This window comes from Streptomyces sp. Je 1-4 4N24 (assembly GCF_026239515.1).
GTDB lineage: Bacteria > Actinomycetota > Actinomycetes > Streptomycetales > Streptomycetaceae > Streptomyces > Streptomyces nigrescens.
Window position 1 is genome coordinate 6,807,976 of sequence record NZ_CP110836.1, and the last position, 23,405, is coordinate 6,831,380.

General features: G+C 73.4%; 20 protein-coding genes. 13 read left to right on the forward strand and 7 right to left on the reverse strand.

Features of this window, described 5'->3' with window-relative positions:
* Positions 1-97 precede the first annotated feature (97 nt).
* Positions 98-670: a hypothetical protein gene (locus SLV14N_RS29690; protein ID WP_263271767.1), complete on the reverse strand. Its 573-nt coding sequence runs from the start codon at positions 668-670 to the stop codon at positions 98-100.
* A gap of 67 nt (positions 671-737) precedes the next feature.
* Here SLV14N_RS29690 and SLV14N_RS29695 point away from each other — a divergent pair, with 67 nt between their 5' ends.
* Positions 738-1,499, forward strand: coding sequence for a helix-turn-helix transcriptional regulator (locus tag SLV14N_RS29695; RefSeq protein ID WP_208685061.1), 762 nt, complete (start codon positions 738-740; stop codon positions 1,497-1,499).
* A gap of 16 nt (positions 1,500-1,515) precedes the next feature.
* On the opposite strand, the gene SLV14N_RS29700 is transcribed toward SLV14N_RS29695, so the two are convergent.
* Positions 1,516-2,097 (reverse strand): MarR family winged helix-turn-helix transcriptional regulator, encoded by a 582-nt coding sequence (locus tag SLV14N_RS29700; RefSeq protein ID WP_263271768.1) that lies wholly within the window; start codon positions 2,095-2,097, stop codon positions 1,516-1,518.
* Positions 2,098-2,165: 68 nt separating this feature from the next.
* On the opposite strand from SLV14N_RS29700, the gene SLV14N_RS29705 reads away from it, so the two are divergent.
* Positions 2,166-2,888 carry an SDR family NAD(P)-dependent oxidoreductase gene (locus SLV14N_RS29705; RefSeq protein ID WP_263271769.1) on the forward strand — a complete coding sequence of 241 codons (723 nt, stop codon included), beginning with the start codon at positions 2,166-2,168 and terminating at the stop codon, positions 2,886-2,888.
* Between the two features lie 31 nt (positions 2,889-2,919).
* On the opposite strand, the gene SLV14N_RS29710 is transcribed toward SLV14N_RS29705, so the two are convergent.
* Positions 2,920-3,396, reverse strand: a complete 477-nt coding sequence (locus SLV14N_RS29710) for a PPOX class F420-dependent oxidoreductase (RefSeq protein WP_208685064.1) — start codon at positions 3,394-3,396, stop codon at positions 2,920-2,922.
* A gap of 92 nt (positions 3,397-3,488) precedes the next feature.
* Positions 3,489-3,977 carry a hypothetical protein gene (locus SLV14N_RS29715; protein ID WP_263271770.1) on the reverse strand — a complete coding sequence of 163 codons (489 nt, stop codon included), beginning with the start codon at positions 3,975-3,977 and terminating at the stop codon, positions 3,489-3,491.
* A gap of 147 nt (positions 3,978-4,124) precedes the next feature.
* On the opposite strand from SLV14N_RS29715, the gene SLV14N_RS29720 reads away from it, so the two are divergent.
* Both SLV14N_RS29720 and SLV14N_RS29725 read left to right on the forward strand, forming a co-directional pair.
* The gene (locus SLV14N_RS29720) at positions 4,125-4,859 is read left to right on the forward strand and encodes an MBL fold metallo-hydrolase (protein ID WP_263271771.1); all 735 of its coding nucleotides are present in this window, start codon (positions 4,125-4,127) and stop codon (positions 4,857-4,859) included.
* Positions 4,856-5,377, forward strand: a complete 522-nt coding sequence (locus SLV14N_RS29725; RefSeq protein ID WP_263271772.1) for an N-acetyltransferase — start codon at positions 4,856-4,858, stop codon at positions 5,375-5,377. Before SLV14N_RS29720 ends, SLV14N_RS29725 begins: the two co-directional genes overlap by 4 nt.
* A gap of 19 nt (positions 5,378-5,396) precedes the next feature.
* Here the strand turns inward: SLV14N_RS29725 and SLV14N_RS29730 are convergent, their stop codons facing one another.
* Positions 5,397-6,443, reverse strand: a complete 1,047-nt coding sequence (locus SLV14N_RS29730; RefSeq protein WP_263271773.1) for a LacI family DNA-binding transcriptional regulator — start codon at positions 6,441-6,443, stop codon at positions 5,397-5,399.
* A 164-nt stretch (positions 6,444-6,607) separates the two neighbouring features.
* Here SLV14N_RS29730 and SLV14N_RS29735 point away from each other — a divergent pair, with 164 nt between their 5' ends.
* Positions 6,608-7,303 (forward strand): alpha/beta fold hydrolase, encoded by a 696-nt coding sequence (locus SLV14N_RS29735; RefSeq protein ID WP_263271774.1) that lies wholly within the window; start codon positions 6,608-6,610, stop codon positions 7,301-7,303.
* 56 nt (positions 7,304-7,359) lie between these two features.
* Here the strand turns inward: SLV14N_RS29735 and SLV14N_RS29740 are convergent, their stop codons facing one another.
* Entirely contained in the window at positions 7,360-8,259 is a 900-nt protein-coding gene (locus SLV14N_RS29740) for a hypothetical protein (RefSeq protein WP_263271775.1), read from the reverse strand.
* 265 nt (positions 8,260-8,524) lie between these two features.
* Between SLV14N_RS29740 and SLV14N_RS29745 the strand changes: the two genes are divergently transcribed.
* From SLV14N_RS29745 to SLV14N_RS29760, 4 genes are all read left to right on the forward strand, one after another.
* Entirely contained in the window at positions 8,525-9,322 is a 798-nt protein-coding gene (locus tag SLV14N_RS29745; protein ID WP_208685074.1) for a trypsin-like serine protease, read from the forward strand.
* A gap of 206 nt (positions 9,323-9,528) precedes the next feature.
* Positions 9,529-9,705 (forward strand): hypothetical protein, encoded by a 177-nt coding sequence (locus SLV14N_RS29750; RefSeq protein ID WP_208685076.1) that lies wholly within the window; start codon positions 9,529-9,531, stop codon positions 9,703-9,705.
* A gap of 172 nt (positions 9,706-9,877) precedes the next feature.
* Positions 9,878-10,927 (forward strand): sensor histidine kinase, encoded by a 1,050-nt coding sequence (locus SLV14N_RS29755; RefSeq protein ID WP_263273322.1) that lies wholly within the window; start codon positions 9,878-9,880, stop codon positions 10,925-10,927.
* Between the two features lie 127 nt (positions 10,928-11,054).
* Positions 11,055-14,243 carry an endo-alpha-N-acetylgalactosaminidase family protein gene (locus tag SLV14N_RS29760; RefSeq protein ID WP_263271776.1) on the forward strand — a complete coding sequence of 1,063 codons (3,189 nt, stop codon included), beginning with the start codon at positions 11,055-11,057 and terminating at the stop codon, positions 14,241-14,243.
* Positions 14,244-14,278: 35 nt separating this feature from the next.
* Here the strand turns inward: SLV14N_RS29760 and SLV14N_RS29765 are convergent, their stop codons facing one another.
* The gene (locus SLV14N_RS29765) at positions 14,279-16,066 is read right to left on the reverse strand and encodes a beta-galactosidase family protein (protein ID WP_263271777.1); all 1,788 of its coding nucleotides are present in this window, start codon (positions 16,064-16,066) and stop codon (positions 14,279-14,281) included.
* Positions 16,067-16,201: 135 nt separating this feature from the next.
* On the opposite strand from SLV14N_RS29765, the gene SLV14N_RS29770 reads away from it, so the two are divergent.
* The 4 genes from SLV14N_RS29770 to SLV14N_RS29785 all read left to right on the forward strand — a co-directional run bounded on the left by SLV14N_RS29770 (position 16,202) and on the right by SLV14N_RS29785 (position 23,403).
* Positions 16,202-17,080: an AraC family transcriptional regulator gene (locus SLV14N_RS29770; protein ID WP_208685081.1), complete on the forward strand. Its 879-nt coding sequence runs from the start codon at positions 16,202-16,204 to the stop codon at positions 17,078-17,080.
* Between the two features lie 658 nt (positions 17,081-17,738).
* Positions 17,739-20,345, forward strand: coding sequence for an aminopeptidase N (gene pepN, locus SLV14N_RS29775; RefSeq protein ID WP_263271778.1), 2,607 nt, complete (start codon positions 17,739-17,741; stop codon positions 20,343-20,345).
* A 197-nt stretch (positions 20,346-20,542) separates the two neighbouring features.
* The gene (locus tag SLV14N_RS29780) at positions 20,543-21,976 is read left to right on the forward strand and encodes a pyridoxal-dependent decarboxylase (protein WP_263271779.1); all 1,434 of its coding nucleotides are present in this window, start codon (positions 20,543-20,545) and stop codon (positions 21,974-21,976) included.
* Positions 21,973-23,403, forward strand: a complete 1,431-nt coding sequence (locus SLV14N_RS29785) for a lysine N(6)-hydroxylase/L-ornithine N(5)-oxygenase family protein (RefSeq protein ID WP_263271780.1) — start codon at positions 21,973-21,975, stop codon at positions 23,401-23,403. Before SLV14N_RS29780 ends, SLV14N_RS29785 begins: the two co-directional genes overlap by 4 nt.
* Positions 23,404-23,405: the final 2 nt, after the last annotated feature.

Consider the following 23,405-nt stretch of genomic DNA (forward strand, 5'->3'; position numbering starts at 1 on the left):
TCGTGCGGAACAACCGCGGCGCCTGCCTCCTCCCCCGACCGGAGGACAGGCGCCGCGGCGTTTGTGCTGCCGGGGCCGGTGCGCCGCGGCCGCTGCCCTACGAGCCGCCGCGTGCGGCGGGGAAGCGCCGCCCCAACTGCCGTGCCATCTCCTGTGCGGACGCCGGTACGGCCTGCGGCGGGGGAGTGCCCGGCGGCCGGAAGTCGTGCACCGGCGGATGCCACGCCCCCAGGTCGATCCGCCCGTCGCCCAGCGGCAGCACCCACCGAGGATCGGCATGCACCCGCAGCACCTGCGCCTCGACCTGTGTCCACGCGCCGTCGGTGACCGTCCGCTCGCCGACCCGCCGAGCCTCCAACTGCACCGGACAGTGCACCAGTCGGGGCGGCCGGACCAGCTCGGACGGCTCCGTCCACGGGGCGTCCGTGGAGTGCGGCATACCGCTCGCCCCCTCCTCGGTGCCCGTCCCGTCCGGCGGCAGATTGAAGACCACGTCCGGGCGTACCGCGAGGTTCTGCGCGGTCCGGCCGCGAGCCGGCAGCCAGACGCTGACGACCGGTCCGAGCTCCCACCGGATGCGCAGCTCGACCAGCACAAATGTCCCGTCGTCGTTCTCCGTGGACAGCAGCGCCGGGGCGACCGAACTGCTTTTCTCCAGCGCGCCTTTCATGGTGCCGAGGATAGAAGCCGGTTGATTCGGTGCTCACCGAAATGTTATCAGAGGTTACTCTGTGTACATGAAACGATGGGACGCCGATCAGGAAAGCGTCGCGGAAACCCCCGATCTGGCCGCCCTCGCGGCGCTGCTCGCGGACCGCACCCGTGCCGCGATCTGTATGGCCCTGCTCGACGGCGGCACCTGGACCGCGGGCGAACTGGCCGAGTACGCCGCGGTGGCGCCGTCCACCACCACCGAGCACCTCAACCTCCTGGTCTCCGGCGGACTGCTCGCCGAGGAGCGCCAGGGGCGACGGCGCTACGTACGGCTGGCCGGGCCGGAGACGGCGGAGACCCTGGAGAACCTCGCCGGTCTGGCCCCCTACCGCCAGGTTCCGATCCGCTCCCTGGCCGAGGCCAACCACCGCCGGGCCCTGCACCACGCCCGGACGTGCTACGACCACATCGCCGGTGCCCTCGGCGTCGCCATCGCCGAGGCGATGACCGAACGCGGCCTGCTGGCACGGGACTACGGCCTGGTGCTGACCGCCGCCGGCGCCGACTGGCTCGCCGCCCTCGGCATCCCCGACGCCGCGCCGCCGGTCGCCCACCGGGCCCATGTCCGTACCTGCCTCGACTGGACGGTGCGCCGCCAGCATCTCTCCGGCGCGGTCGGCGCCGCGCTCTACCGGTACGCCCTGGAGCGCGACTGGGTCGTCAAGGCCGTCGCCACCCGCATCCTCACCCTCACCGCGGCGGGCCGTGCCGCCTTCCGGGCGCAGCTCGGACTGCCCGACGAGGCGCTCTTCCCCTCCCTCGCCCTCCCGTCGCCCCGCACCTGACCGGCGAGGGCCTCCCTCAGGCCTCGCCGACCTGGCCGATCCGGTCGTCGCCGAGCTTGCGCTGGGTGTCCTGGAGCAGGATCCGCAGCAGACCGGCGAGCTGTTCCTGCTGCTCGGGGGTGAGGCCGTCGATCAACTCCGCCTCGCGGTGCAGTACTTGGTCGACGGTGGCCTCGATCAGCTCGTGGCCGGCCGGGGTCAGCTCGACCAGGACCGTCCGCGGGCGGCCCTCGCCGGGCCGGCGGGTCACCAGCCCCTCGCGCTCGGCGCGGGCCACCCGCTGGGAGACCGCTCCCGCGGTGACCATGGAGCGACGGCCGAGCTCACGGGTCGTCAGGGTGTACGGCTCGCCGCTGCGGCGCAGCACGCTGAGCAGATCGAGGGTGGCCGGGTCCATCCCGGCGCGGGTCAGCACCCGGCGCCGGTCGTCGCCCAGCAGCTTCGCCAGCTGCCAGATCGGCGTCACGATCCCGATCGAGGAGACCGGGGTGCCGGGGCGCTCGCGCTCCCAGGCGGCGGCGATCTCCTCCACGGGGTAGGGGGAGGCATCGCCCCCCGGGCGGCCGTCGCCGTCCTCCGCCTCGAATTGTCTTGCCACGGGCCCTCCCGGCGATGTTATGTTCAGCTCTAAATTTAGACCTGAACGTAATGGACGGAGCTCAGCCTATGTCACGCACCCTCCTGGTCACCGGCGGCGGAACCGGCATCGGACGCGCCGTCGCCCACCACTTCGCGAACCGTGGCGATGACGTCCTCGTCACCGGCCGGCGCCTCGCCCCTCTGGAGGAGACCGCGGCCGGCCGGGGAACCGTGCGCCCGCTGGTGTGCGACCACACCGACCCCTCATCGCTCACCGAGCTGCTCGACCGGCTCCCCGAGCGGATCGACGTCCTGGTCAACAACGCCGGCGGCAACACCGACTTCGACACCGACGAGGCCACCGATCTGGCCTCCTGGGCCCGGGACTTCCGCGCCAACCTCGACGCGAACCTGGTCAGCGCCGCCCTGACCACCCGGGCGCTGGACGGACGGCTGGCGGCCGGCGGGGCGGTCGTCCACATCGGGTCGATCGCCGCCGACCAGGGTGCCGGCTCCTACGGGGCGGCCAAGGCCGGCCTCGCCTCCTGGAACGTCGAACTGTCCCGGACCCTCGGCCCCCGCGACATCACCGCCAACGTCGTCGCACCGGGCTATATCGCCGACACCGAGTTCTTCCGCGACCGGCTCACCGACGAACGCCGCGACCAGCTGGTGGCCAACGCGGCGGTGCGCCGTGCGGGGAGCCCGGACGACATAGCGGGAACGGTGGCCTTCCTGGCGTCACCGGCGGCCCGGCACCTCACCGGCCAGGTTCTGAACGTCAACGGCGGGACCCGCACCACCCGTTGACGCCCGCCCGGTACGGGCGTGGCGGTGCGCCCTACGCGCCGCCGCCCTCCGTGAGCCGGGCCGGGAAACCGCCGGTCGCGACCGGCCCCCAGCGCAGCGGCGTCACCCGGATCAGCGACTTGCCCTGCTTGCGCATCGCCTCCCGGTACTGGTCCCAGTCCGGGTGCTCACCGGCGATGTTGCGGTAGTACTCGACGAGCGGCTCGATCGAATCCGGGGCGTCGATGATCTCGGCCTCGCCGTCGATCTGCACCCACGGACCGTTCCACTCGTCCGACAGCACGATGACGCTGACCGAGGAGACCCGGCGGGCGTTACGGACCTTGGCGCGCTCCGGGTACGTCGCCATCACCAGCCGCCCGGAGTCGTCCACCCCGCAGGTCAGCGGCGAGCCCTGCGGGGTGCCGTCGGAACGGCGGGTGAGCAGGATCGCACGGTGCCGGGGGCGGACGAACTCCAGCAGCTCGGGCAGGTCGACACGGGTGTTGGTGGCGGTGGAAGGGCTCATGCGGGCGAGCCTAGGGGGTGTCTCCCACGGAGACCGGGGAGACACCCCCTAGGGTGCGTCTCCCCGAACCGGCCGCCACGGCGGACCGGCGGTCAGCCCTTGAAGAGGTCCTTGCCGGTGGCCGCGTCCACGACCTTGCGGTCGCCCAGCGGGCTCTTGAGCCGCACCTTCACCTTGTCGGTGGCCAGCTGCTCGGTGCACATCCCCTTGGAGCTCTTCCGCTTGCCCCAGCCGGTGATCACCACCAGGTCCTTCGACTCATGGCTGCGGGCGCCGAAGCGGACATCGCAGGCGCTGTGCCCGACGGTGACGGTGATCTCCCGTACTCCCGTGTTCTTGGGCCGGTCCGCGCCGGCCAGCGGCAGCAGCGCCTGCTTCCGCCCGGAGACCGGGTCGACCTTCGGCCAGTGCCGCACGATCTGGCCCGCGCGCTGCTCGAAGGCGTCCGGCTTCTTCGGCGGCGGCGCGCTGCCCACGGTCTGCTGCTTCTGGCCGCAGCCGGACAGTACGGCGGTGCCGGACACCGCCAGGGCGAGCACGGTGGTGAGGGTACGGGTGCGGGAGAGGTGGGATCCTCGCATGACATGCCTCCTTGGTTCGGCGATGAGACGCACCGAAGGCAAGACAGGTTCCGGCCTTCGTACGCCGGGGCGCCTCCGCTCTGCGCTCAATCCGCCCACGGCGCAAAGGCGGTGGCCACCGGCTCCGCGTTCGCTAGCGTCCAGGTCATGGACGCACTCACCGAGATCAGCCCCACCGTCTGGCAACTCGCCTTCCCCGTCGGGCATGTGTACCTCGTCGGCCTTCCCGACGACGGATACGCCGCCATCGACACCGGCATCCCCGGATCGGCCCCCGCTGTCCTCGGCGCACTGGCCCGGCTCGGCGGCCGGCCGGACCAGCTGCGGCAGATCGTGCTCACCCACTCCCACATCGACCACATGGGCTCCGCCGCCGACCTGGTCGACGCCACCGGCGCCCGCGTACTGGCCGGCGCGCTGGACGCCCCGTACATCCAAGGCACCGCACCCGAACCCGCGCCGGTGTTCAGCCCCGCGGAGCGGTCGCTGTTCGAGGGGATCATGGCCGATTTCGCGGCCGCCGGGATCCCGCCGCTGCGCCCTGTCGAGGTCGATGTCGCCCTGCACGACGGGGATACCCTCGACGGCTGGCCGGAGCCGGTGCGGGTGCTGCACGTCCCCGGCCACACACCCGGTGGGATCGCGCTGCACCTCCCCGAGAGCCGGCTGCTCTTCCCCGGCGACATCATCGGCACCACCCCCGACGGCGGCCGGGCGGTCCTCGGCCCCGGCAACGTCGCACGCGAGGAGGCCATCGCCTCCTTCCGCCGGCTCGCCGCCCTCGACGAGGTCGACACGGTGTGCATCCCGCACGGCGTCCCGCTGCGCACCGGCGCCCGGGACGTCCTGGCCGCGGCCACCCCCGAGAAGGACTGGCAATGAGGGCGCCGGACGGCCACGGCACACCGCCCGGCGCTCGGGCCGTCACCGTGCCGCTGACCGTGCGCGATCTGACGCCCGCCGATCTGCCGGCCTGCGGCTGGTCCGGTCCGCCCCTTCATCTGGCGCATGTGGAGCGGGAGTTGGTGAGGGCGCGGCTCGGCGAAGTGGACTACCTCGCGGTCTGCCCGCCCTCCGGCGAACCGGTCGCGATCGGCGGGGTCGACCACCGCGCACGGCCACACGCGGGCCTGCTGTGGCAGCTCGCGGTGCTGCCCGCCCTTCAGTCGTGCGGTATCGGCAGCGTTCTGATCGCCGCGGCGGAGGAGCGCATACGCGGCCGCGGGGTGCACCGTGCCGAACTCGCCGTGGAGGAGGACAATCCGCGGGCGCGCGCCCTCTACGAGCGGCTGGGCTATAGGGCGTACGGGCGGCAGCCCGAGGCCTGGGACGCGCAGGGGCCGGACGGGGTGGTGCTCCGGTACGAGACGATGTGCACGCTGATGCGCAAGGAGCTGTAGCGGCGCCGCGGCCGTTGTGTCAGCCCGACTCGCGTGCCACGACGTGGAAGGTGCCCAGCCGGTGGGTCTCGGGTGGTGCGGCCGGATCGAGGAGCAGGTCGGCGACCAGACCGGCGATCCGCTCCGGGGGTGTGATCTCGGCGCGGACACTGGTCAGCCGGGGGCGCAGCAGCCGCGCCGGCAGCAGATCGTCCGCGCCGACCACCGCGAGACGGTCCGGGCCGTCGGCGCCGACGGTGTGGCCGGCGTCCTGGAGGGCGCGCATCAGCAGCATCGCGTACTCGTCGTTGTACCCGAACACCGCGTCCAGGCCCAGCTCCGGCCAGACGGCGGCCAGTCCCGCCGCGGACTCCTCGGTGCGGGCGAGGCCGAGCGGGCGCACCTGTGCGCCGGTGTGCGCGGCGGCCGCGGCCCGTACGCCCGCCAGCCGGAGCTCCGCGCAGTCCGCCGGCCCCGGCTCGGCCGGGCGGACCACCCCGATCCGCCGGCGGCCGCGGGCCAGGAGGTGTTCACCGGCCCGGAGTCCGGCCTCCTGCTGGTCGAGGAGGAGGGTGTGGGCGCCGGGCGGCGCCGACCGGCCGAGGACCAGGACCGCGGTGGTGCCGGCGCGGTGCAGCAGCTCGACGGCGGGCGCGTCCAGCGGCGGTCCGTACAGGTTCAGTACGGCGGCGGGCCGCAGTTCGGCCCAGGCGCGGGCGGCCGCCATGGGGGAGCGCGCGGGCGCACCGTGCAGCACACCGGTGTAGCCGAGGCGGTGCAGTGCGGTCTGGAAACCGGCCAGGAAACGGGTGAAGAGGGGCCCGAAGACCTCGGCAGCGTCGGCGGGGGCGGCCAGCAGCACGATGCTGCCCCGGCCGGCCCGCAAGCTGCGGGCGGCGGCGTGCGGCACATACCCCAGTTCCTCGGCGGCGGCCCGGACCCTGGCCTGGGTGCGCTCGCCGACCCGCCCGGCGGCCTGCCCGTTCAGGACGTAGGAGACCGTCGCGCGCGAGACCCCGGCGCGACGGGCAACCGCCGTGCTGGTCGGGGGTGTTGGGGTGGCCCGTGGGCCGGCTCGGTCAGTCATCCTGCCGGGCATCCTCGCACAGCGGAATTGTCCGGCGGGTCGGGGCGGAGCGCACTTCCCGGCTCAACTGACACGTGTAACGTCTGGCCGGTGTGAACCGGCCCGGGGAACGGGACCGGACCGTCGGGAGTCGGAGAGCGCGGGAACCGAAGAGAGGCAGGGGCATGCAGCTGCACACCCACGAATGGGGCGCCGGCGAACGCGTCGCGGTGCTGGTCCACGGTCTGATGTCCGATCACCGCACCTGGAACCGGGTCGGTCCGGCGCTCGCCGGCCGGGGCTACCGGGTGCTCGCCGTCGATCTGCGCGGCCACGGCCGCAGCCCCCGTGGTGAGTACGGCGCCGAGCTGTTCGCCGAGGACCTCGTGGAGACCCTGCCCGCCGCCCCCGAGGTCGTCATCGGGCATTCACTGGGCGGGCTGGCGCTGTCCCTGGCGGTGGAGCGACTGCAGCCACGGCGGGCGGTGTACTGCGATCCGGCCTGGTCGCTCGCCAGGCTCGGACAGCCCGTCGACCCGGCCCTGTTCATCGCGTTCAAGAGGGCCGACCGGGAGATGGTGCGGACCTTCAATCCGCGCTGGAGCGACGCCGATGTCGATCTCGAACTGGCCACGGTCGCGGACTGGGACGCCGGGACCGCCCTCGCGCTGTCCGCCGTCCATCTGCAGGACCACACGCCCGAGAAGCCGGTCGTGCCGTCCCTGGTGCAGTTCGCGGGGGAGGGGTTCCTCTTCTCCGAGCGGGCGGCGGCCGAGCTGACCGAGCGGGGCTTCGAGGTGCGTACGGTGCCCCGCACGGGACACACCATCCACCGCGACGACTTCGACGGCTTCATGGCGGGCCTGGAGGGCTGGGTCTAGGGGGAAGACGCCCCCAGGAACCGGACCGGCAGCCTTGGAAACAAGTCGGCTTTCCGTCAGGTGTCGCAGTCCAGCAGCGTCTTGCACAGCCCGCAGCGCGCCTGGAGCCGGCCGCGGACCGGGACCCGGATCCGCTGATGGCAGGCGGGGCAGGGGAACGACACCCGCAGGGGCGACGGGCCCTCGAAGGCATAGCCCTCACCAGCGGCGGGCGGCCGGCCCGCGCGGCGCGGATCCTGCGCCGCCCGGCGGTCCTTGGCGTAGCGCAGCCGGGCGGCCCACCCGGCCTCGGCGAGCGGCGGCCGGCGCAGGTCCTGGCGGGCTCGTGCCGCGCCCGCCGTGTACGCGTCGTACGCCTGCGGGCTGGTGAACCACGGCGCCGGGTCCTCCCCGAAGAACCGGGCCCGCTTGGCGAGGACATAGCCGAACTCCTCCGGCGTCAGATAGCCCAGCTTCTGCGAGAACGGGCCGTGCTCGCGGTAGGCGTCCAGCAGCAGCCAGCCCGCGCCGAGATAGGCGGCGGCGGTGTCGGTGAGGATCTCGTTGTCGCGGGTGCCGGGGAACGCCAGGTCCAGACGGTGCAGAGAGACATGCATCACCTCATGGGCCAGCGCGGCGCCGATGTCCTTGCGGTGCTTGGTGAAGCGCTCGTTGAGCTCGATGAAGTACTCCGGCCCCGCGGTGAGTTCGACATTCGCGGCATGCTCCATCTCGCGGAAGGTGATGACCACCCGCGCGTCCGGCAGACGCAACTGCCGGACCAAGGCGCGGGCCACCCGCTGCGCGCCCAGATGCAGGTCCTCGGTCTCGTCGAAGGCCACATCGACCGGCAGCACGCTGGTGCCGAAGGTGCTCACCGTGTCGTACGAAAGGCGTTTGAACAGCGCATGGACGGCCGCACGCACCGTGTCGAGGTGGGGGTATCCGTGCTCGATCTCTCTGCCGCCCGTGGTCACCCGGCCACTGTACGGGGGGCCGGGAAAGTCCGGTATGAACCGTACGGGGCGTGGCGCGTACGGGAGTTGGCCGGATGCGCACCCTTGTCACCCTGATCGGCCACTCCACATAATCGCAGGGCGCTCTACGGACTCATCCCCCACTGGGTCCGGACGCCTCACGGCGTGCTGTCGTCCTCCACGTGCTGTGTGCGACGGCCACGTCCGGCTCCGGTGTTGGCATGGGCTCGTCATCGACGTGCAACCCCCCACGAAAGGAAGCCCGTTGCGCACCTACCGGAAGCACCTCAAGAGAGCCACCGCCGTCGGCGCGGTCGCCCTGGCCGCCTTCAGCCTCCAGCCCGGCTCGGCCTCGGCCGCGCCCGCCCCGGAACCCTCCACCAAGGTCGTCGGCGGCACCAAGGCCGACCAGGGTGAATTCCCCTTCATGGTCCGGCTGTCGATGGGCTGTGGCGGCGCCCTCTACGCCAAGGACATCGTGCTCACCGCGGCGCACTGCGTCGACGGGAGCGGCGACAACACCTCCATCACCGCCACCGCGGGCGTGGTCGACCTGGAGGACGCGGGCGCCGTCAAGGTCAACTCCACCAAGGTCCTGCAGGCCCCCGGCTACAACGGCAAGGGCAAGGACTGGGCGCTGATCAAGCTCGCCAAGCCGATAGACCAGCCCACACTGAAGATCGCCGAGGACGACAAGCTCAACAGCGGCGACTTCACCATCGCCGGCTGGGGCGCCGACAAGGAAGGCGGCGAGCAGCAGCGCTACCTCCTCAAGGCGACCGTGCCGTTCGTCGACGACGCCGCCTGCCAGAAGGCCTACGGCGACCAGCTGACCCCCGGTGACGAGATCTGCGCCGGCAAGCTGGACACCGGCGGCACCGACACCTGCCAGGGCGACTCCGGTGGCCCGATGTTCCGCAAGGACGACGGCGGCCAGTGGCTCCAGGTCGGCATCGTCTCCTGGGGCGAGGGCTGCGCACGACCCGGCAAGCCCGGTGTCTACAGCGAGGTGAGCGCCTTCGCCGCCGACATCAAGAAGGCCGCGGGCGAACTGGGCGGCTGACCGTCCCCCGCACGCCGGGGGCCCGGGGAGCCGCTCCCCGGGCCCTTCGCCGGGGGACCAAGGTCCCGGACCTCGGTCCCCCCGCGCCTGGGACTTCGGTCCCGCCGCCCCGGGACCAAGTACCGCCTCCCGGCCGGGTCTTGTGCCGTCACGGATGACCGGACGGCCCCTGGGCGGCCCCGCCCGGCCTCCCTAGCGTGAACGGCATGACCACCGAGCCCCGCCGCCGTCCCCCGGCGCCCGACCGCCACCGCCGCACGACCGTCTTCGCCGCACTGCTCCTCGCCGCCTCCGCCGCGGCCCTCGCCTATGTCCTGCTCGGCGGACATCACGACCTCGTCGAGTCGCCGGACGATGCCCCCTCGAACGCGGCCCGGGGCTGAACCGCACCGCCTCACCCGGCGACGGTCCACCGGACCGGCCCCGGCGGCCCCTGCGCGCACGCCGCGGGCCCCGCGCAGCGGGTGGCCGACGAACCTGCCGCGGTACCGCGCCGTGGCCACGGCCGGCCCGGCGCTGCTCGTGCTGCTCCTCGTCGGGCTGGAGACCGTGGGGATGGCCCACCAGCCCGCCCGGCCGCACGCGACCATGGCGGCCATCGCCGTCGCGGTCTGTCTGTGCGCGGTGCCCTCCGCCCGGATCCCGCTGACCGTCCGGGCCGCCGGCGCGGCCGTGATCTCGCTGACGGGATCGGCGGTGCTGCTCGCCGGACCGCGCCCCACGCAGGTATGGGGCCTGGGCGAGGGCCTCGCCCTGCTCCTGCTGCTCGCCGCCGTGGTCCGCCGGGCGCCCGGCCGCACCGCCGCCGTCCTCGGCCCGCTGCTGGGCCTGGCCTGCGTCCTCACCCCGCTGCGGGACCTCCGGCCGGGTATCTTCACCGTCGTCCAGGCGGTGCTCACCGTGGTCGTCGCCGCCTACTCGCTGACCCTGCGCCGGCAGGACGCCCAACGGCTGCGCGACCTCGCGGCGGTCCGGGCCGCCGAGCGCCTGGAACTGGCACGGGAACTGCACGACCTGGTCGCCCACCACGTCACCGGCATCGTCGTCCAGGCCCGCGCCGCCCGCTGCACAGCCCTCGACGGACCGCCGGCCGGCGCCACCTTCGAACGGATCGAGACCGCCGGCAGCGAGGCGCTGGGCGCGATGCGCCGGCTGGTGCGGGTCCTGCGCGAGGACGGGGCACGGGCCCACCCGCTCGCCGGGCTGGCCGAGGTCCGGGCGATGACCGACGCCTTCGCCCGCACCGGCCCGCCGGTCGTCCTCGCCCTCGAAACCGACGCGGCGAACGCACTGCCGGCCGAGGTGGCCGCGGCGGTCCACCGCATCGTGCGCGAGGCACTCACCAACATCCGCAAACATGCGGCCGACGCCACCGCGGTACGCATCGGCCTGCGGTCCGTACCCCGCGGGGTGGAGCTGCGCGTCGCCAACGACGGCGGCGCCCCCGCCCGCCTCTCCGAACAGGCCCGCGGCGGAGGCTTCGGCCTGGCCGGACTCACCGAACGGGCCGAGGCGATGGGCGGCCGGCTCACCGCTGGCCCGGCGCCGGAGGGCGGCTGGGAGCTCACCGCCGTCCTGCCCCTCGACGGCGGGGCGACGGCCTGACCCGCGCCCTCCCCGCCCGCCGCACATCTGTCCAACACCTGCCCCTCCTTTGTCCATAGGCGCACGCCCCGCACCGGCAGCACGCTGTCCGCCGACAGGCAGTGCAGCACGAAGGAGGACCGCGCGCGTGAACGAACAGACAGGTGCCCCGACCGGGCCCAGCCGCCGGAAGGTCGTCGCCGCCACCGCGCTCGCCGGGGTCGCCGGCACCCTCCCGCTCGCCCCGCGGACCGCCACGGCCGCACCCCGCGCGGCGGAGACGGTGCTGCGGTCCGACGCACTGGAGGTCCGCGTCGACACCGCCTTCCCGCGCATCGTCTCCTACACCGACCGCGGCACCGGCGCCGTCCTGCACGGCCAGGACACCCCGGTCACCCAGCTCCTCATCGACGGCACCGCCCACACCCCACGGGTCACCCACCGCACCCGCGCCGGCCGCGCCACCTACACCCTCGGCCTCGACGGCGGCACCAGGATCACCGTCGAGATCGCCGTCCACGGCCGGCAGATCACCTGGCGGGTCACCGGCATCGCCGACACCCCGGCGCTGCGCATCGGCACCCTGGAGATCCCCGGTCTCGCGCTGATCGGCGTCCGCAGCGACCAGCCCGGCGCCACCCTGCTGGCCGCCCGCATCGAACTCGACAAGGCCAAGAGCGGCGACACCCTCGTACAGGTCACCGACGACACCCCGGCCGAGGCCACCCCCACCGGCTGCGCCTACGCCGTCGTCGCCACCGGTCAGCTGGCCGCCGGCATCGAGACCAACACCTCCTACGACCGGCCCGCCGGTGCCACCACCTGGGAGAACGGCCGGCTGTGGCGGCAGACCACCAAGGGCGACGGCTTCGTCAGGGCGCGGCTGGGCTGCGGCCAGTGGACCTACCGGGCGGCCGGGCAGCGGTCCCCCACTCTCGGCTCCTCCCCCACTCTCGACTCCTCCCCCACTCTCGACTCCGCTCGAGCGGGGGGACCCCCATGCGCGGGGGGACCCCCACGCGCGGGAGGTGCCCCCCTCGCCACCGACCCGCTGCCGTACGCGACCGTCATCGTCACCCGCGACCGCAACGGTGACGGCACGGCCGACTGGCAGGACGCCGCCATCGCGCTGCGCGACATCATGGTGATGCCGCTGGGCGCCGACGAACAGCATCTGCGGGTCGTCCCGCACATCCCGTTCAACTTTGCCAGCCAGGCCACCAACCCGTTTCTCGCCACCCTCGACAACGTCAAACGGATCGCGCTGGCCACCGACGGACTGCGGCAGTTCACCCTGCTCAAGGGCTACCAGTCCGAGGGCCACGACTCCGCACACCCCGACTACGGCGGCAACTACAACGAACGGGCCGGCGGCCTCACCGACCTCAACACCCTGCTGCGCGCCGGAAAGAAGTGGCACAGCGACTTCGCGGTGCACGTCAACGCCACCGAGTCCTACCCCGTCGCCCACGCCTTCTCCGAGCGCCTCGTCAACAAGGACGACAAGCAGTGGGACTGGCTCGACCAGTCCTACCGCATCGACGCCCGCCGCGATCTGGTCTCCGGCGACATCGCCCGGCGCTTCGCCCAGCTGCGCAAGGAGACCGACCCGGCGCTGAACACCCTCTACATCGACGTCTTCCGCGAGTCCGGCTGGAACTCCGACCGCCTCCAGCGCCATCTGCGCGACCAGGGCTGGCAGGTCACCACCGAATGGGGCCACGGCCTGGAACGCTCCGCCCTGTGGTCGCACTGGGCGACGGAGACCGACTACGGGCCCGACACCTCGCGCGGTATCAACTCCCGGCTGATCCGCTTCCTGCGCAACCACCACAAGGACGTCTTCGCCGACAAGTGGCCCACGCTGCTCGGCAACCCCCGGATGGGCAACTTCGAGGGCTGGGTCGGCAAGACCGACTGGCACACCTTCCACACCCTCATCTGGACCGACGCGCTGCCCGCCAAATACCTGCAGGCGTACCCGATCAGGACCTGGGGCGCACACGAGATCACCTTCGAGGGCCCCACCAGGACCTCCGTCAGCGACGCGGAGGGCGCCCGCAAGATCACCACCGACGGCCGGCTCGTCTACGACGACGGCACCTATCTGCTCCCCTGGGAGCCCCGCCGGGCCACCGACCCGGACCGGCTCTACCACTACAACCCCCGAGGCGGCACCACCACCTGGTCCCTGCCCCGCGGCTGGCGGGGCAGCGGAGCCGTTTACGCCTACCGGCTCACCGACCAGGGCCGTACCCAGGAAACCCGGGTCCCCGTCAGCGGCGGCCGGATCACCCTCACCGCCCGGCCCGGGGTGGCCTATGTGGTCCACCGCACCAAGGCCCCCGCCCAGGGTGACCCCCACTGGGGCGAGGGCACCCCGCTCACCGACCCCGGCTTCCACTCCGGAACCCTCGACGGCCGGCAGGTCACCGGTCCGGCCTCGGTCCAGCTCAGCAAGCTGGGCGACTACGAGCTGGTCATCGGCGCGGGCGCCGCCGCCACCGTCGCCCAGAAACTCGCCCGGCTCGCCCCCGGCAGCTACGCCGCCTCGGTCCAGGTCGAGGTCGGCGCCACGGCGGGCGAACGGCGACGGGCCGGCCTGGAGATCCGCACCGCCGACGGCCTCACCACCACCAACTGGACCGACACCTCCACCGCCGGCAACTACGTCGCCGCCGACAGCAAATCCGGCACCCGCTTCCAGCGTCTCTTCACCCACTTCACCGTCCCCGAGGGCGGCGGCCCGGTCACCCTCACCCTGACCGCGGCGGCCGGCCGGGCCCGCGTGCGGTTCGACAACCTCCGGGTCGTGCCCGCCCGGCCCACCACCAGGAAAGGCGCCCTGGCCTACGAGGACTTCGAGCACGTACCCCAGGGCTGGGGCGTCTTCGTCAAGGGCGACGCGGGCGGCAGTACCGACCCCCGCACCCATATCGCCCAGCGGCACGCCCCGTTCACCCAGCGCGGATGGAACGGCAAGGCCGTCGACGACGTCCTCGACGGCGGCCAGTCGCTCAAGTCACGCGGCGAGAACACCGGGCTCGTCTACCGGACGGTCCCGCACACCGTCCGCTTCACCCCCGGCCGCCGCTACCGGGTCACCTTCCGCTACGCGAACGAGAAGGCCGCCCAGTACGCCTGGATCACCGCCGTCGACGAGCCCGCACCCCGCGAACTGACCCGCACCCCGCTGCCCGTCGCGACGCGGCCGGCCACCCACACCTACGAGTTCACCGCGCCCAACGACGGCGAGGCCTGGGTGGGGCTGCGCAAGACGGGCGACGACGGGACCGCGGAGTTCGTCCTGGACACCTTCGAGGTCCGCGAGGTGTGACGACCGTGGGGGCGGCCGCCCGCTCCCACGAATCCTCAGCGTCCCGCCGCGCAGGGATACAGACCGGGCGCCCCCGCCTCTTCCCCCACCGGGGCCGGGGCGCCCTCCCACTCCCACACCAGCAGCTCGTTGGCGCCCTCGCGCAGCACCGGACCCGGCACATACAGCGTGCGCTGCGGCCCCTCGTCCCAATAGCGCCCCAGACAGAACCCGTTGATCCAGGCGAACCCGTGCCGCCACCCCGGCAGCGAGAGACCGGCGTCACCGGGCCGCCCCGCCACCGTCAGCGTCCCCCGGTACAGCCCCGCGCCGCCACCGGCCCCCTCCACCGCCCGGAACGGCACCCGCGCCAACGCCCCGGCCCCCTCCATCGCGTCCAGCCGCAGCCCCCGCGACCGTACGCCGTGCAGAAACTGCCGCTCGTGCAGCAGCCCGCCCACGATCCCCTTGGACTCGCCGAGCCGCGGACCGTAGTTGACCCGCCCCAGGGACGCCACCCACACCTCCACCGACGCCGGCCCGGCCACCTCCCCGACCACGGCGTCCTCGGTGTCCACCACGGCCCGCAGCTCCCCGTCGACACACACCACCGCCCGGTCCCGCAGCCCGCGCACCCGCAACGGATACCGGCCCCGCGGCCCCGGCACCCCCACCCGGTAGCGCACCACCCCCCGGTCCACGCCCAGCTCCTCGAACGTCGCCGGACCGCCCCCCTCCACCTCCGCACCACCCAGCGCCGCCATCACGTCCTCCGCGGGCGCCCACTCCTCGACCACCGCCCGCACCGGGTCCGCCAGCACCCGCGGCGGCTCCGGCACCGGGGGCAGCGGCCCGTCCGCATACGCGGCGAGCACCTCCCGGAACCGCCAGAACTTCTCCGTGGGCCGCCCGCGTTCATCGACCGGCGCCCCGTAGTCGTACGAAGTGACCGTCGACCGCAGCGCCCCGTCCTGCAGCTCACCCGCGCGGTTCGCGCCCGCCCACCCGCCGAAGCTCGTCCCGCCGTGCGCCATGTAGATGTTGACCGACGCCCCGCACTCCAGAATCTCCCGCAGCGCCCCCGCCGCGTCCTCCGGCGCCCGCGGCTCCTCCGCCCGCCCCCAGTGCGTGAACCAGCCGCACCAGAACTCCATGCACATCAGCGGCCCACCCGCCTGATGGCGCCGCAGAGCCGCCAGCGCCTCCCGCGCCCCGGAACCGAAGTTGACGGTCGCGAGCGCCCCCGGAACCCCGCCACCACTGAGCATGTGGTCCTCGGGTCCGTCCGACGTGCACAGCGGCACCCGCACCCCCAGCGCCCGCAGCCGGTCCACGAGCCACGCCAGATACGTGCTGTCGCTGCCGTACGAGCCGTACTCGTTCTCCGCCTGCACCATGACCACCGGACCGCCCGCGTCACACTGCCGCGCCACGACCTGCGGCAGCAGCCGCCCGAACCAGGCGTCCACGGCGCGCAGATACTCCGCGTCCCGGGTCCGCACCCGCCGTCCCAGCGGCCCGGTCAGCCACTCCGGCAGCCCGCCGTTCTCCCACTCCGCGCAGATGTACGGGCCCGGCCGGACGATCGCCCACAGCCCCGCCGCCCGCGCCGCGTCCAGGAACCGCCCCAGCGCCTCCGGGTCCCGGAACTCACCGGGCCGCGGCTCGTGCAGATTCCACGGCACATACGTCTCCACACAGTTCAGGCCCATCGCCCGCAGCATCGCCAGGCGGTGGTCCCACTGCGCCTCGTGCACCCGGAAGTAGTGCAACGCCCCGGACAGCAGCCGCACCGGCCGCCCGTCCAGCAAGAAGTCCCGCTCACCCACCTCGAACCGCGTCACGTCACCCCGCCTTGAGTAGTCGCCGCGCGCCACCGGCCGGGCGCTCACGGTCACCGGTCACCCTTGCCCTCTGGCGGCGTGACGGTCCATGGACAAAGATCGGCGGTGTTTGGACGGAGCGACGGGAGGCCCGGCGTGTACCACACCTGGATGCGGTACTTCACTCCGAGCCCGGTCCACCACCGGCTCGGCCTGGTGTGCCTGGGCGTCGGACTCCAGCACGGCACCCTCCCCACGGTCGGCCCGCGCACCCTCGACCACCACGTCGCCCTCGTCATCAGCGCCGGCCGCGGCTGGTACACCGCCCCCGACGGCCGCCGCCGCCCTGTCACCGCCCCCGCACTGCTGTGGCTCGTCCCCGGCGTACCGCACCACTACGGGGCCGACCCCGAGACCGGCTGGGACGAGAGCTTCGTCGACTTCACCGGGCCCGCCGCCGCGACCTACACCGAACTGGGCTACATCGAGCCGGACCGCCCGCTCGTACCGCTCGCGGACACCGGCCCGGCACGGACCGCCATCGGCCGGATCGCGCGGGCGGCCCGGCGCGGCAACCCCCTGCTGGAGGTGGAGACTTCCGCCGCCGTCCACGAACTCCTGGTCGCCCTGCGCCGCGCCCGCGCCGACACCGACGCCGACGGCGACCCCGTCCTGCAGTCCCTGGCCCGCGACGCCTTCCTCCCGCTCTCGGTCGCCGAGCACGCCGCCCGGCACGGCATGACCCCCGCCGAACTCCGCACCGCCGTACGGCGCGGCGCCGGCTGCAGCCCCAAGGACTACCTGCTGGCGATACGCCTGGGCCGGGCCAAGGAACTCCTGGTGGGCACCGAACTCCCGGTCGCCGCGGTGGCCCGCCGCGTCGGCTACGACGACCCCGCCTACTTCAGCCGCCTGTTCACCCGCCGGGTCGGCACCGCCCCCGTACGCTTCCGCGACCGCCAGGTCCACAACGTCCCGGGCGGCTGGTCCACCCAGATCCCGGACCCGGACGATCCACCGCTGGTGAGCGGGTAGCCGTGGGCTGGGCGCCTGTGCGGGTTGCCGTTGGCTGGGGCCGTTTCGCCTACGCGGTGTGGGTGGGGGGTCGGAGGGGACGCCCGGTAATCCTCCCCCAGCCTTCGGCCGGGAGGTGCCCCCATCGGCGCGGGCGGCCCTGGTCCCGGAGGTTGGGAGCCCCGTTGTTCGCTCCGGTCCTGCCCGCGGCTCACCGGACATCCCCTCCGACCGCCGTACGTGCGCGGCTCTCCCGCCGTACCGATCACCGTCACGACCACGCGCGGCAGGTCTTGGCAGGGACCTGGCCGGGCCGCCGCTCGTTGGGCGGCGGCCAGGGTCTGGGCTGTGACGGGCGGTGTCACCGGGCGGCAGTCGGCAACGCTGGATGGTTGGAGGGGATGTACCGGGGCCCGCCCGCAGGACCGGAGCGAACGCCGGGGCAATCAATCGCACGTAGCCGCGTCGCCCGCGCCGAGGACGGGTCCCGGTGCGTCCCCTCCGACCCCCGCGGCAACCACGCAACCCGCAAAACCTCAGCCCCCACCAACCCGCACAGGCCCAGAAGTCACGTGACGGATCGGCCGCGCCACGAAGGGGAACGGCAAACCGCCCCCCCAGCCCCCACACCTGCCAAACCCCCGTGCACCGCCCACCGACCGTACGGCAGCATGACTCCATGCCCGCACTGCAGCGCGACGAGGCGCAGACCCGAGCCCGACTCATCGACGTCCACCGCTACGACATCGCCCTCGACCTCACCCAAGGCGAGGACCGGTTCGGCTCCCGCACGGTCATCCAGTTCACCGCGCGAGCCGGCGGCGACACCTTCGTCGAGCTCAAACCCGCCGAGCTGCACTCCGTCACCCTCGACGGCGCCACCGTCGACCCGGCCGCCCTCGACGACAACCGGCTCCCGCTCACCGGCCTCACCCCCGGCGCCCACGAACTGCGCGTGGACGCCACCATGAGCTACTCCCGCACCGGCGAAGGCATGCACCGCTTCACCGACCCCGCCGACGGCGAGAGCTACGTCTACACCCAGCTGTTCCTCGACGACGTCCAGCGCGTCTTCGCCGCCTTCGACCAGCCCGACCTCAAAGCCGTGTTCGCGGTCACCGTCACCGCCCCCACGGACTGGTCCGTCCTCGGCAACGGCATCGCCACCCAGCGCGACCCCGGCCACTGGACCCTCGCCCCGACCCCGCTCATCAGCAGCTACCTCGTCGCGGTCGCCGCCGGCCCCTGGCACTCGATCCGCACCGAACACGCCGGACTGCCCTTCGGCATCCACTGCCGCCGTTCGCTGGCCCCCCACCTCGACGCCGACGCCGAGGAAATCCTCGACCTCACCCGCCGCTGCTTCGACCGCTTCCACGAGATCTTCACGGAGCCCTACCCCTTCGACTCCTACGACCAGGCCTTCGTCCCCGAATTCAACGCCGGCGCCATGGAGAACCCCGGCCTGGTCACCTTCCGCGACGAATACGTCTACCGCTCCGCCGTCACCGACACCGAACGCCAGACCCGCGGCGTCACGATCGCCCACGAAATGGCCCACATGTGGTTCGGCGACCTGGTCACCCTCCAGTGGTGGGACGACATCTGGCTGAACGAGTCCTTCGCCGAATACATGGGGTACCAGGTCCTGGCCGAAGCCGGCCTTGGGGGACCTGGAGGGACTCCCACCAGGAAATGGGGCACCGACACCTGGACCGACTTCGCCGTCGCCCGCAAGGGCTGGGGCTACGACGCCGACCAGCGGCCCTCCACCCACCCCGTCGCCCCCACCCCCGAAGACGTCCCCGACACCGCCTCCGCGCTCCTCAACTTCGACGGCATCTCCTACGCCAAGGGCGCCTCCGCACTGCGCCAACTCGTCGCCTGGATGGGGGAGAAGGACTTCCTCACCGGCATCAACGAGCACTTCGCCCGGCACCGCTTCGGCAACGCCACCCTCGCCGACTTCATCGACTCCCTCGCCCGCGCCACCGACCGCGATGTCCACGCCTGGGCCGCACGCTGGCTGCGCACCACCGGAGCCGACACCCTCACCCCCGTCGTACGGGAAGCCGCGGACGGCCACTGGAGCGTGTCCGTCGAACAGACCGGAAGCCAGGACGGCACCCGCCCGCACCGGCTCACCATCGGGCTCTACGACCACGACCGCACCACCACGGGCCGCCTCGTGCCGCGCGAACCGCTGTCCTGGGACGTGCCCGACGACGGCGTCCACGCGGGCACCGGCGGCCGCCCCGCCCTGCTCCTCCTCAACGACCAGGACCTCACCTACGCCAAGGTCCGCCTCGACCCCGTCTCCTGGGACACCGTCCTCGGCGCCCTGTCCGGCCTCCCCGGCCCGCTGACCCGCGCCGTCGTGTGGAACGCCGCCCGCGACATGGTCCGCGACGGCGAACTCGCCCCCACCGCCTACCTGGACGCCGCCCGCGCCCACCTCCCGCTCGAAACCGACCTGGCCCTCGTCCAGGGCGTCCTCGCCTTCGCCCGCACCCAGATCGCCGACCACTACCTTCCCTCCCCCAAGCTCTCGACCCCGCTCGAGCAGGGAGGTACCCCCATCGACCGCCACACCGCCCTCGCCACCCTCACCGCCCTCAGCCGCGACATACTCCGGCGCACCGAAGGCCCCGAACACGGCACCGAAGCAGGGCTGCGGCTCACCGCCGTACGCGCCTTCATCGACAGCGCCACCACCCCGGAGGGCATCCAGGACTGGCTCGACGACGGCAGCGTCCCCGGCGGCCCCCGCCTCGACCCCGAACTGCGCTGGCGCATCCTCCGCCGGCTCGCCACCCTCGGCGCCACGACCCCCGACGCCATCGACGCCGAACTCGCCCGCGACCCCAGCGCCACCGGCCGCGAGGGCGCCGCCCGCTGCCACGCCGCGCTCCCCGACCCGGCCGCCAAACAAGCCGCCTGGGACGCCCTGTTCACCACCGACGCCGAGGCCGCCCTCTCCAACTACCTCTTCACCGCCACCGCCACCGGCTTCTGGGCCCCCGAACAGCACGAGCTGCTCCGCCCCTACGTCGCCCGCTACTTCACCGACGTCCCCGCCCTCGCCGCCGCCCGCGGCCCGGCCCTCGCCGCGGCCGCCGGCCGCTACGCCTTCCCCGGCACCTTCGTCGAGGACGACACCCTCCGGCTCGGCGAGGCCTGCCTCACCGACGGCGACCCGAGCCCCGCCCTGCGCCGTAAGCTCCTCGACCAGCTCGACGACCTGCGGCGGGCCCTGCGGGTACGCGCCGCGGCGGGCAGCGCCTGACACACCACCCGACGCACCGGGCGCCGCCGGGCCGGCGGCCGGCGGCACCCGAACACCTGCGGTACACCCGTACCACTTACGGGTGGTATGACCGCGACCAGTGGATATGCGCCGTACAGGGAAAGTAACTTAGGGCCGCCTCAGGGCTCGTCCGCACCGGACCGCGGCCCGAACTCCCCTGACAGAAGAGCACATTGATGCCTGTGCCCCCTGCCGGCACCGCCCTCGCAGGCGGCACCAACGGCCCCCGCGCACTCCGCCCCCTCCTCGACACCGTCCTCGACGCCCTCACCACCGGCGCCGAGGACCGCGCCGGCCCCCTGCCGCCCGGCGGCCCCGAGACGGTCGCCCGCACCGTACGCGACGCCTGCCACCCCCTGCTCCCCGACCATGGCAGCGGCCCGCACGCCGCCCTGCGCACCCTCGTCCACACCCTCGCCGCCGGCGCCGCCGACCCCGCCGACCCGCACTGCGCCGCCCACCTGCACTGCCCGCCGCTGGCCCTCGCCACCGCCGCCGACCTCGCCGCCGCCGCCCTCAACCCCTCCATGGACTCCTGGGACCAGGCCCCCGCCGCCTCCGCCCTCGAAGCCCTCACCAGCCGCGCACTCGCCGCGCTGGTCTACCCCCAGGCCACCGACCCCGACGCCCTGGTCACCACCGGCGGCACCGAATCCAACCAGCTCGCCCTCCTCCTCGCCCGCGAAGCCGCCGCAACCCACGGCACCGCGACCGACCCCCACCGGCCGGCCCGCCCCCTCCGGATCGTCTGCGGCGCCAACGCCCACCACAGCATCCACCGCTCCGCCTGGCTCCTGGGCCTCCCTGAACCCCTCACCCTCCCCACCCCCGACGGCATCCTCACCCCCGACACCGTCCACAGCTGCCTGGCCAACCTCGCCGGACGCACCGGCCCCGTCCTCCTCGTCGCCACCGCAGGCACCACCGACACCGGCGCCATCGACCCCCTCCCCGCCCTCGCCGACCTCGCCGAACAGCACGGCGCCCGCTTCCACGTCGACGCCGCCTACGGCGGAGCCCTCCTCTTCAGCGACACCCACCGCGCGGCCCTGCACGGCCTCGCCCGCGCCCACACCGTCGCCCTCGACCTGCACAAACTCGGCTGGCAACCCGTCGCGGCCGGCCTCCTCGCCGTCCCCGGGCCCGCCACCCTGACCCCCCTCGCCCACCAGGCCGACTACCTCAACGCCGACGACGACACCGAAGCCGGCCTCCCCGACCTGCTCAGCCGCTCACTGCGCACCACCCGCCGCCCCGACATCCTCAAAATCGCCGTCACCCTCAAGGCCCTCGGCCGCCACGGCCTCGGCGAACTCGTCGACCGCACCCTCGCCGCCGCCCAGATCCTCGCCGACCTCATCGAGGCCCACCCCCGCTACGAACTCCACTCCCGCCCCACCCTCAGCACCGTCCTCTTCCGCCTCACCGGCGCCGACCACACCACCCTCGCCACCATCCGCCGCACCCTCCTCACCGACGGACAGGCCGTCCTCGGCCGCGCCACCACCCCCACCGGCCTCTGGCTCAAAGCCACCCTCCTCAACCCCCACACCCAACCCGGAGACCTCACCACCCTCCTCAAACTCGTGGAAGGCCACACCCCCAGATGAGCAGCACTCCCGAAGCGCCCCTCACCACCGACACCACGAGCCCCGACGAACCCCTCGACCTCGCCGGCATCGGCGTCGGCCCCTTCAACCTCTCCCTCGCCGCCCTCGCCCACCCCCTCACCCAGCTCCGCACCGCCTTCTACGACCAGCGCCCCGCCTTCCACTGGCACCCCGGTCTCCTCATCGACGGCGCCACCCTCCAAGTCCCCTTCCTCGCCGACCTCGTCACCCTCGTCGACCCCGCCAGCCCCTGGACCTTCCTCAACTACCTCAAGACCCGCGAACGCCTCTTCCCCTTCTACTTCGCCGAGCGCTTCCACATCCACCGCGCCGAATACGACGCCTACTGCCGCTGGGTCAGCGAAAAACTCCCCACCCTCCACTTCGGCCACCAGATCGACGCCATCCGCTGGAACCCCGAACGCGAACTCTTCGAAGTCGACTTCACCCAGCTCGACACCGACGGCGAAGCCGAAGCCCTCGGCCGCACCTACGCCCGCAACCTCGTCCTCGGCATCGGCACCACCCCCCACATCCCCGTCCCGCTACGCCCCCTGGCCGACGCCCCCGCCGTTCCCGTCATCCACTCCGCCGACTACCTCGACCACCGCGAACGCCTGCTCGCCGCCGACCACCTCACCGTCATCGGCGCCGGCCAGTCGGGCGCCGAAATCTTCCTCGACCAGCTCCGCGCCCGCCCCGCCGGCCGCGAAGGCCTCCACTGGCTCGCCCGCACCCCCGCCTTCGCCCCCATGGAGTACAGCAAGCTCGGCCTCGAACACTTCACCCCCGACTACACCCGCTACTTCCACGCCCTCCCCGAACGCGTCCGCGACGACCTCGTCCCCGGCCAATGGCAGCTCCACAAGGGCATCGACCACGCCACCCTCGCCGCCATCCACGACGAGCTCTACCGCCGCACCCTCGACGGCGGCTGGCCCGACACCACCCTCACCCCCGGAGTCTTCGTCCGCACCGCGGGCCGCGTCGGCACCACCAAGGTCGAACTCCACCTCGACCACATCCAGCAAGGCACCCGCTCCCGCCTCACCACTGACGCCGTCGTCCTCGCCACCGGCTACCGCGAACGCCGCATGGACACCCTGCTCGCCGCCCTCGACCCCTATGTACGCCGCGACTCCGGCGCCCGCCCCCGCGTCGACGCACACCACCGGCTGGTCCTCGACCCCGCCATCACCGGCTCGGTCTACGTCCAGAACGCCGAAACCCACACCCACGGCGTCGGCGCCCCCGACCTCGGCCTCGCCGCCTGGCGCAGCGCCACCATCCTCAACTCCCTCACCGACAGCGCCCCTTACCCCCTCCCCACCCGCACCGCCTTCACCAGCTTCGGCCTCCCACAGCCCTCGACGGGCCGCACGGGCACGGTCCCCCGGCAGGGCTCCACCCTCGTCCCGCGCCGCTGACC